Genomic DNA, 10686 nt, shown 5'->3' on the forward strand with positions numbered 1-10686 from the left:
TTTGAACGGGATAAATAAACTACTCGAATCTAAGCCCCTCCAATCAGAAGGGCTTTTCATTTTTGTTTTCTCAATTACTATTATTTAGAAGAATTCACTAAATGATTGAATTCTTCATCTATTAATTTTACATCTAACCGTTCAAACAAGGTTTCTACAGTATGAATCAAAACAGGTAATATTGTTTGTTCCTGCCATTCAATAGTTTTAATTTGTAACATTTGTCGTATTTTCTCTGTTGAGAAAGGTAAGAATGGCTGGAGTAATTGAGCTAAATTGCTAATGATATACACGCAAGTAGCTAATGTATCATTGCCTGCTCTTACGTTTTCCTTCACTTGAATCCAAGGCTGTTGTTCATCAAAATAGCGATTGGCTTCCCTAATATATTTAAAGATATCTTCTAATGCTTGTTTGAATTGTCCTTGCTCAATTTGTACTCCTATTTCATCATAAAGTCTTTTTGTTCGCTCTTGTATATGTTTATTAATCTCACCTTGAGGTATATGACCTTCAAAAGATTTATCAATAAACTTTAGCGTTCGATTTACGAAATTACCATACGCCCCTAATAATTCGCCATTATGACTATAAATGAATTCTCTCCAAGAAAAATCAGTGTCGCGATTTTCTGGAGCATTCACTGTTAGAAAATAACGAATGGAATCGGGATTATATCTTTCTAATATATAAGGAACCCAAACCGCCCATTTTTGACTTGTAGACAATTTTCGTTTTTCTAACGTTAAATATTCATTTGAGATTATATGTGTAGGCAAAGTCGGACTCTCAATGCCTAGAAGAATAGCTGGCCAAATGACCGAATGAAACGGTATATTATCCTTACCATGAACATAGTAAGATATCGTTTCCTCGTTCCATAAATCATCTATGTTTTCCCCATTTTGTTTAGCCCACTCCATACTCGCTGTTAAATAACCTGCAACAGCTTCTATCCAAACATAAATTTTCTTTCCTTCAAATCCTTCTACTGGAACATCGATGCCATTTGGTAAATCACGAGTTACCGCTCGATCAGGCAGACCTTCTTGTAAGTACCTTTTCGTTAATGAAATCGCATTCTCACGCCATCGCTTTTCAACTTCAGCATGCGCAACTAAAGATTCTAGCTGCTGTTGAAATTGACTAAATGAAAAATAATAATGCTCCGTTTCCTTTATAATTGGCTCTTTGCCACAAATTTTACATTGCTTATCCAGTAAATCAAGCGGATCCAATATAGCAGAACAATGATCGCATTGATCACCTCTCGCTTTTGCTCCACAATTAGGGCAGATGCCTTCTACAAATCGATCAGGCAGAAATTGATGATCATATTCACAATAAGCTTGCTCTATTTTTCTTTTGTATAAGTAGCCGTTTTCAAGAAGTTGCAGAAATATTTTCTGGACTGATTCATGATGATGCTTGGCATCCGTTCTCGTATACAAATCATAGGAAAATCCCAGCTTTTGAAAACATTCTAGAAATTCTTCGTGGTAGCGATTAGCGATTGCTTCAGTCGTTGTATGCTCTTGATTTGCTCGTATTGAGATTGGTGTTCCATTGCAATCACTACCAGAAACATACAACACTTTCTCACCTTTTTGCCGATAATATCTAGCTAGAATATCGCCAGGTAGTAGTGATGCGACATGTCCTAAGTGTAAGGAACCATTTGCGTATGGCCATGCTCCTCCAATAACAATTGTCATAATAAATTCCTCCTTTTTTTTGCATAAAAAAACGCCCTAATCATTACGATTAGGACGAGTATCTCCCGTGTTACCACCTACATTTACAAATAGCTCACACTATTTGCCTCAATCAGTACGCCAAGTGTATTGTTGGGATACTGCTGCTGTTGTAACGAGTGCCGATCTCGTCGTAGTCTACTTGCTCATCGCTTTCGGTACGAAGCTCAAAGGTCATTTTCAACAGGGTTCATTTACTTCATTTCCACCATCAGAAGCTCTCTATCAAATACTGCCCTATTTACTTTTCCTTCTCAACGCTTTTGTATTTGTCATTATTTTATGCTTTTCCATCTTTTAATGCAAATAATATCAGAAGATTAGCTTTTTAACTGCTTTTTCTTTTTCAATAACTGTTGAAATCTCTGATCTAACTCCTGCTTTTCTGCTTCATTTGCAGCAACCGACAATTTCCCAAGCACATCAATAATTTGTACTTCTATCGCAAGCAGTTCATCCTCTTGGTGTTGAACTGCTTTATTTTTGTTTGTCCGCTGATGATTAGTAGCCCTTACTCTCGGATTTGATTCTTCAAATGAAAGAGTATGAGTGGCAAGTGACTGTACTAATGAACGGTCATGTGTAACAAATACAATCGTCCCTGGATACGCCTGCAAAACCTCAACTAAAGCTTCTTTCGTACTAATATCTAAATAGTTTGTAGGCTCATCAAGAATCAATACATTGTAATTGCCTAAAAACACTTTAGCTAATGAAGCGCGCATTCTTTCTCCACCACTTAATACAGAAACTTGCTTATAAACATCATCTCGTTTGAAAGCTAATCTTGATAGAACGGTTCGGATAAATGATTGATTGTACGGGCTATCTTCTAATATATTTTCTAGTATCGTTTTATTGTCGACTAAATTTTCTTGCTGTTGAGCAAAGAAGCCTATCTTTGCTGGCTTTGCAACCGTCAATTCAGACGACCGTTCGATGATTTTATTTAATAAAGTCGATTTACCTGAACCATTTTGTCCGATAATTGCCAGTCTACTTTTTAACGGAACATCTCCATAAATATGTTCTTTTAACGTAGTAGAATTGATGTTCAATGAGCACCCATTAAACTGAATGACTCGTTTACTATGCAAAGAAGGAAATTCTGAAATATCAAAAATGATTGCGGCTTCTTCTTTTGGTTTTTCTTTTTTCTCTAACTTCTCAATTCTCGTTTCGATCGCTTGAACTGAACGATTTAATGTCGATTTTATCTGCTCAGAACTACGCTTATGAAGTCTTGCTTCTGAATTCCCCATCCGACTTGGCGCTTTCTTAATGCCATGCGATTTAGCTTGGAGGTTTTGAGCAGACTTTATTAAACGATTTTTTTCTTGAACATACTCTTCGTATTCTTTAAGTCCTCTTTCTCTAAGTTGATCTTTTTGTTTCAAATACTCGTCGTAATTACCCTCATACTCGGTAAGTTTTCCTTGATCGATTTCCCAAATTTTCGTGCACAGTTTATTTAAGAATGCTTTATCATGTGAAGTTAGCAAAATAGCTCCATGAAAAGACTGCAAATTTTTTTCAAGTTGTTCAATGCCCACAACATCTAAATGACTTGTAGGTTCATCCGCAATGAGAACATTCGCATTAGAAGTTAATGCCGCTGCTATTTTTCTTCGAGTACGTTCGCCACCACTAACCATGTCTTGACTTTCATCTGGTAAATGCCATTTACTCGCTAATAATGCACTCACCTCTTGCTCTGTTTCCTCTAACTGAGGAATATAAGCAACTGTCCCATATCTTTCAATGTGTCCAGAATCAGATTCCTGAGCACCTGCTAATATCGAAAGCAATGTTGTTTTGCCTTCTCCATTCTTCCCAACTAAACCGATACAATCATGATTGTAGATAGATAATGACTCATTTGATAAAATATCACGATCACCATAACTTTTTTTCAACTCATTTGCTTTTAAAAACAACATAAAAAAACCCCCTCTAATGGCTAGAGAGAGTCCGTCCGCTACTAATCGTTTATACACAAATTAAACATACTTCACCTGTATTACACAAACAGAAAAAGTATACGCGTAAGAAATTAGTACCTATAAATGAACGAACGAATCTCATCTCTAAACATAATCTTTTCAAAAATTCAAATGGGTTCTTGATAGGCTCAAATGTACAGACTACCCCCGTCTTACTTATTCATAAAAACAAGTGACTTAGACAGTTTGGATAGAGCTATCCCGTTACTCCCATTAAAAAATTATTTAGATTTACTGTTTAATTAGATAAGATTAGTACTTCATTGTATTAGATACCTTTTCCCTTCCGTTAATTAATTTAATAATTACATACTATTCAGTTAATGTCAATGTTGTGTTTAACTTGCATTATTTTATGAAAATCCCTATCAAAAGAAAAGCGCAAGCGCCCGTTTAGCTCCGTATGGACTGGAGCCTTCCGACTGAGATAAAGGAAACACGAAGAGCGGTTAGCGATTTGATGTTGACTTATCGTAGGGAGGATGGTGAAGTCNNGCTAGACATCGCGCAAAAATTTTATACTTTCTTATCTTTAAATGAAAAGCAAACCCTCTTTTAGAAATCTAAAGGAGGGTTTGCCGTTTTCACAAATTGCTTTTCACGCCAAAATACAGTGATGACTAAACCAATCACTAGTATTAATCCTGAAAACAGATATGGGAAGTTAATATTTATGTCGAACAGGATCCCTGCTGTAGTTGGACCTATAATATTCCCCAAACTTGTATAAGCAGAATTCATCCCTGCAACAAATCCTTGTTCACTACCAGCCATCCGCGAAAGGAAAGTTGTTAATGCTGGGCGCAATAAATCGAACGCCAAGAAAATAAGACAAGTGTTCAATAGAATAATCCAGAAGTGCCCAATAACGGTTGAAATAACAGCACAGCTGGCACCTACAACTAAACAAAGCTGAATAAGTCTCTTCTCCCCCATTACATTTACCATTCTATCGAATAAGAACACTTGAGCAATAACTGCAATGAGTGATGAAACTGTTAGAATAACCGCGAGATCTCTTGGATTAAACCCAAACTTATGATCAGAGAATAGACTAAATACCGTTTCATACGCTGAAAGACCAAATGCTAATATAAATACAATAACGAATGCGATTAAATACATAGGTTTGAAAGACTTCATAATTTCTTTAAAGAAATTGCTCTTAGCACTAACAGCAGCTCTCTCACTTAACTGCTCTTTCGTTAATGGTTCCTTAAGAACGATCAATGAAATGATAGCCACAATAAATGAAATGACGGCTGCAAAATAGAACGGTGCTCTAACACCAAATTCCGCTATGAGTCCACCAATACCTGGACCGATAATGAACCCTAAACTAATGGCAGCAGAAATATAACCCATTGATTTTGGACGCTCTTCAACGGTAGTAATATCAGCCATAAATGCCATTACCCCTGGCATAATAAATGCCGCGCTGACACCACCTAAAATTCTTGATAAGAATAGAACTTCTACACTCTTTCCCATACCGAAAATAAGTTCAGAAAGTGAGAAAATAAACAGCCCTATTACAATCATAATTTTTCTTCCAAAACGATCAATCCATTTGCCCGCAAATGGCGACATAATGAATTGCGTCAACGAAAATGCTGCCATCATATAGCCCATAATACTACCAGTAAGATGCATTTCATTAATAAAGGTCGGCATGATTGGAATAATCAAGCCAATACCTACGAAAACAATAAAAATATTCAACAAAAGCATGGTGACTACAAATTTATTCTTACGCATATTCTATTTTTTTACTCCTTTACTACCTATTTATTCTGTTGTTGTACTATTTTTAGTTAATCATATCGAACGAGTTACAATTGAGCAAATTATAAAAGTTTTATATATTAATAAATTTACATTTACAAAATGAATTATCTTATACTTAATCATAAAGAAAGAAAATTAAAATTATTCCCAAAGATACCAAGTACGAAGAAGTGGGCGTCTTCATGCCTTCTATGCCAGTATTGGCTGTCTTTACTTTATAGTTTGCATCGGTTAGTGCTTCAGCTAACATCCTCGTTATCTCAAAGAAGTTCGTTCATTTTCTGGTGTCCCTGTTATCATCATTTCTGCTAAAGATATGATTGGCACAAAAATAGATTTATTAAAGCTTGGTGCGGATGACTATATTACAAAACCTTTCGATTTAGGCGCAATTATTAAGATCGTATTCATCTATTGCCTCCTTTTTATCCCGTTCAAACTGGTGCTAAAAATGAAAAACCATATGTATGACTTAATTTTACTTGATATTATGCTTCCCTATAAAAGTACCAGCAGCTTATGGAAAAAGGAGAGCTGTCTGATAAACAACAAAAGCAATTACAAATTGCCCAAAAACACGCTAATGAAATGGGGAATCTAATTGAACAGTTCTTTGAATATTCCTACCTGTTAAATGCCGAATCTCAACCGAATATAAAACAACTCAATTTGACCAACCTCGTAACCGAGTGTTTAGCAGATTCAATCGCTGTTTTTGAAGAAAATCAATTAACCGTACACCTTGAAGAAACACAACCTGTTTTTGTATTTGCCGACAAGGAGATGACAGTTAGAATCGTCCACAATCTAATCCGAAACTGTGTGACACATTCTGTTGGCACCATTAAAGTAGCCATTCAAAACAAAGAGAATGCAGTCGTTTCATTTACAAATCTCGTGAAAAAATCAGGCGATATTGAAATAGATCGCTTGTTTGACCGTTTCTATACAGCAGACAAAGCAAGAAGCAAAAATACAGGACTTGGCTTATCAATTGTCCAGAAGTTGTCGGAACAGATGGGCGGTCGTGCAAGTGCCTCACTGAACAAAGATATAATCACGATTTACGTGGAGCTTCCACTATATGAAAAGGGATAATGAACCTTGTCTGGATTTATGTAACTTAAATGTTTTGTTATGAAAAGCATAAACCTTCCTAAGGGAAAATTTATGCTTGATAACAGTTTAAGCTATACAATGATACGCCTATGTTTACAAAAGTTCGTAAAAATAATTGCAAACTTTTTATAAAATAAGTTTTTACTTCACTCTATTTTTCTTTTTGCAAATCAAAATATGCCTTAACGATTCCTTGTCCTATTTTATGATTCACGGGATGAGAGTCTGTTTTTGTATTAGGTACGACTATTGCAAAGGCCAACTCAGGATTATCATAAGGCGCATATCCTACTAAGGTTAGGTTATATGTTGGTTTTTCCTTATATAGGTATTTTTTTATTGGATCATAATAAAATGATTCAGCTGTTCCTGTTTTACCAGCTACTTTATATTGCGAATAAGGAGCGTGTCCAAAATACGAATACGCTGTCCCACCTGGTTCTTGATAAACTCTTCTAAACCCTTCCTGTACTCGTTTAATTTCACTCTCTTTCATATCTATTTTATTTAGTACTTTTGTTTCTTTCGTTTCATATACTTCCATTTCACTTGGAGTGATCGAAGGGTACGTGATTTCTTTTAATAAATGTGGCTGTATTCTATTACCACCATTAGCTATCGTAGATACGTATTGAACAAGTTGTATAGGAGTATAGGTATCATATTGTCCAATAGTAAAATCCAACAGATAACCAGGATCATACTTTCTACCAGGTAATCCTGTTGATTCATTTGGTAAATCAATTCCTGTACGAATTCCTAAGCCAAATTGATTAAAATAATAACGAAAAGTTTCAAATGCCTCTGGTTTTATAGGCAATGTCATATCTTTATAATAGGTTTCACCTAACATTCCTATAGCCACTTTAAACATATATACGTTTGATGAACGTTGAAGTGCCGTTAAATCATTTATTCTTCCCATTGTTGTATAAGATTTTTTAACTTTCGTTCCTTTAAGATAGATTGGTTCATCTAGAAGATATTGACCTGGTTTAATAATATCTGTCTCATATCCAGTTAAAATAGTGGCTCCCTTTACTACTGAACCCATTTCAAAAGTTCCATTAATAGTTCCCAGCGCATGATCCACAACCGTTGTTTTCCCATTCACTTTTTCTAATTTCTTACCTGACATGGATAGTACTTCTCCCGTTTGTGGATTCATAGCTACAGCAAAAGCACTGTTTAAAAATTCTCCTCCACCACTGTTTTTAGCAGAAATTAATTCTTTTGTTAGTACTTCTTCAACTTTTTTTTGCAATTCCATATCGATAGTTAATATTAAATTTTTCCCTGCACTTCCAGTACTAGTTTGTTGTTGAATTACATCTCCAGCTTTATTCGTCTCAATTTCAACTATAGATTTTTCACCTTGTAATATATCCTCATACTGTGATTCCAATTGACTTATCCCTACACGATCATTACGACTATAATCTCTAGCTAGAAAATAATCTAACTTATCATTCGGCAATCCACTTTCACTAGATGATACATTTCCTAGCACCGATCGAAATGTATCTCCATACGGATAGTACCTTTTCCAATCTATAATGATATCCACTCCAGGAAATACTTCTATTTGTTCACTTACAATAGCCAACTCTTGATCTGTCACATTTTCATTTTTTATTATTTGCGGTTCAAATGCATACCCTTTCTTCATCTCTCTAAAAATGGCAGCGACCTCTAATTCATCTTTAGTAATAGAAGCTAAGTCATCAGAGTTAATACGTTCTAGTTGCAGCTTATATAAGTCGTTATCAGAAGTCGTCGTTTCTTTATCTTTTTGAGTTATTTTCTTTTCAGCTTGTTCTGGTCTTGTTAGAATCCAATAATCTTTTAAGTCTCTTTCCGTTAGCTTTTCTGTATCCATGCTTATTACGTGAGATAATTCTTTTGCTACTGAGAGCATTTCTTCCGAAGAAGTATCCTCTTCTTTTGTATAAACAATAGCGTATGTAGATTCATTATCTACAATCAACCTATTGTATCTATCATAGACTTTCCCTCTAGGAGTTGAATATTTGACTTCTTTCTTAACCGTTTTATTTACCTCACGCGTATAATCTTCACCATGGATAATTTGTACTACTCCAAGCCTAACGATGAGCACAACAAATAAGATAAAAATAATAAAAAACAAAATATTTAATCTCAACATCAATTTTTTCTGAGGTGTCTTCTTTTGTTTTTTCAAGTTAAGTCTCCTTTAGTTTCAATTAAGAATAAAAATATAAATAAGGACATAAGTCAAAAAGTATATAAAAAGTATTACTGGTTGAGGTTGTACCCATTCCCTCTTGTCACAACCTGTAACAAATCATTATTAATAATATTTGCTGTTTCTTTACTGATTACACTTTTTTAATGAATATAAATAAGATCACCCTGATTTATAAAATGATAATTACGTGAAAATTTCGAAATATTTTTCCAATCAGAATCGAGTATTTTAACTGAATGGAAATACATTTTAAATGGCGTTCCCTTCGTTTTTTACTATGCTGCTCCGTTAGCAGCATAACAAAAAAAGACTGCTCTTTGGCAGTCTTGGTCTTAAGCTCTTGCACCTGATTGTTTAAATACATTTATTCACAAACGTAATTGTTTCACTAGGAAAATTCAGTTCATTTAATCTAACTAATAATAAAATTATATAGACCTTCGTCCTTCAACATCAGTTAATTCTACCATTTTCTTCACAATTATATTTTTTTTATGAGTAGAATTAATACCACTTTGTGAATAATTACCTCACTGTGTTGTACTTGTCGGTGTAGTTTATCACAGTGAAGTGGGGTGGAGATGACTTCCTACGAAACGCTGTCGGGGAAGGCCCGTGGAACGCCCCGCTTTTTATCATTGAAGATTCATTTTTAAAGCGGGGCGCACGCCGTCACGGGCTAGACTGACATTCGCATAGCTGCGAATACTGCAACTTGGACCGACAAAAAACGCACGCGAAGGCTTGTTTCCTTGCGTTCGCAGCCACCACCAGGAACAGCCAACTTCTTGACCGCTTCTGATGATATAGTTATCTTTGTTCGTTTTATCATATACATATAAGCTGCATCCATCAGGTTTTTTCATTTTGGCAAAGTCCGTTCCAACGGCGCGCCGCAAATCCTTGCCGTGTATATCAAATAAATCCTTTATCTCGGTAACGCTAAGCAAAAAAAACTTGTCCTCCGTATCCGGGCTGCCTTCTCCGTTGCCCGTACAATAAGTCGTCTTTATAAATTCCTTTTCAGCGGCATTGAATGCGGTATTGTGAATTCATCGTTCAGCCACTTGCGCAAATCACAGTCACGCCACGTAATATCCACGCTCTCGCCTTGATATCGCCTGCAGTCCAAAATATACTCGCTCAAAATGAACAGCTCTCTACCAGAATTATGCAACACCCTCCACTTTATCGGCGTTCGGTCTGCGGATAAGTGCCGAAAGTAATAATTTCGCCGGGCTTTGCGCTCCGTTGCGGCGTGGAAACAATATTATGATTTTCCAATAAAATCTCCTCCTTTTTGTATCTAGTTTAATCTTTTCTAACTCGAATATATAAATCACATAAACCCTTAAAGCAAAAAAAGCACTGTATAAAACAGTACTAAGATGATGTACAGTACTCACTGATCGCCACCGTTCAATTATATACGGTTTAAGCAGACAGCCAGTACGCACTTTTATTTATTTAATGAAAACATACCGTTACCTCACTATGAGAAATAAGCCGATTAAAAAGAGACCATCAAAAGAGAGGGCACTGAAAAACTTTCGTTTTTTATTTCATCCAGGGCATGAAAGATAAAAAGGCTACTTTTCGTTCCATTTCGGACGAAGAGTAGCCTTTCTTTCTGTTTCTATTTACTTTGTTTCTTTCATGAGCGTCATGATTCTTTTTAAATTTACAGTAAATATGGACATAGCACCCTGTATATGCATACCAATTAGACCCGTGGATTCTGCAACATTGTACCCGTGTCTAAGCTTTAACTCATTGGCCTGTTCTACGTGTT

6 protein-coding genes, 2 pseudogenes and 1 other annotated feature are annotated in these 10686 nt (G+C 35.5%); of the genes and pseudogenes, 2 read left to right on the forward strand and 6 right to left on the reverse strand.

Annotation, left to right across the window (positions count from 1 at the left end; translation table 11 throughout):
* Positions 1-80 precede the first annotated feature (80 nt).
* From metG to V7014_RS14405, 3 genes and pseudogenes are all read right to left on the reverse strand, one after another.
* Positions 81-1727, reverse strand: a pseudogene (metG, locus tag V7014_RS14395) (methionine--tRNA ligase); the annotation flags it as partial.
* Positions 1728-1762: 35 nt separating this feature from the next.
* Positions 1763-2021: a binding site (T-box leader), on the reverse strand.
* A 53-nt stretch (positions 2022-2074) separates the two neighbouring features.
* Complete coding sequence (gene abc-f / locus V7014_RS14400) at positions 2075-3694, reverse strand: ribosomal protection-like ABC-F family protein (protein ID WP_335508131.1); 1620 nt, start codon at positions 3692-3694, stop codon at positions 2075-2077.
* Positions 3695-4312: 618 nt separating this feature from the next.
* On the reverse strand, positions 4313-5515 hold the full coding sequence (locus V7014_RS14405) for an MFS transporter (protein ID WP_335508132.1): 1203 nt from the start codon (positions 5513-5515) through the stop codon (positions 4313-4315).
* Between the two features lie 301 nt (positions 5516-5816).
* On the opposite strand from V7014_RS14405, the pseudogene V7014_RS14410 reads away from it, so the two are divergent.
* Positions 5817-6146 (forward strand): annotated as a pseudogene (locus V7014_RS14410) (response regulator); the annotation flags it as partial.
* Positions 6065-6643, forward strand: a complete 579-nt coding sequence (locus V7014_RS14415; RefSeq protein ID WP_335508133.1) for a sensor histidine kinase — start codon at positions 6065-6067, stop codon at positions 6641-6643. The pseudogene V7014_RS14410 and the gene V7014_RS14415, both read left to right, overlap by 82 nt.
* Before the next feature lie 172 nt (positions 6644-6815).
* Here V7014_RS14415 and V7014_RS14420 read toward each other — a convergent pair whose 3' ends face one another.
* From V7014_RS14420 to V7014_RS14430, 3 genes are all read right to left on the reverse strand, one after another.
* Positions 6816-8867, reverse strand: coding sequence for a peptidoglycan D,D-transpeptidase FtsI family protein (locus V7014_RS14420; RefSeq protein WP_335508134.1), 2052 nt, complete (start codon positions 8865-8867; stop codon positions 6816-6818).
* A 662-nt stretch (positions 8868-9529) separates the two neighbouring features.
* Complete coding sequence (locus V7014_RS14425) at positions 9530-9946, reverse strand: DUF6273 domain-containing protein (RefSeq protein WP_335508136.1); 417 nt, start codon at positions 9944-9946, stop codon at positions 9530-9532.
* The gene (locus tag V7014_RS14430; RefSeq protein ID WP_335508135.1) at positions 9904-10074 is read right to left on the reverse strand and encodes a DUF6273 domain-containing protein; all 171 of its coding nucleotides are present in this window, start codon (positions 10072-10074) and stop codon (positions 9904-9906) included. Before V7014_RS14430 ends, V7014_RS14425 begins: the two co-directional genes overlap by 43 nt.
* Positions 10075-10686: the final 612 nt, after the last annotated feature.

The sequence above is a fragment of the Bacillus sp. JJ722 genome, from assembly GCF_036963345.1.
Lineage (GTDB): Bacteria > Bacillota > Bacilli > Bacillales > DSM-1321 > Bacillus_AD.

Coding starts and splice junctions, on each gene's coding strand:
- V7014_RS14405 (WP_335508132.1), bottom strand. CDS start 5,515: ATGCGTAAGAATAAATTTGTAGTCACCATGCTTTTGTTGAATATTTTT.
- abc-f (WP_335508131.1), bottom strand. CDS start 3,694: ATGTTGTTTTTAAAAGCAAATGAGTTGAAAAAAAGTTATGGTGATCGT.
- V7014_RS14415 (WP_335508133.1), top strand. CDS start 6,065: ATGGAAAAAGGAGAGCTGTCTGATAAACAACAAAAGCAATTACAAATT.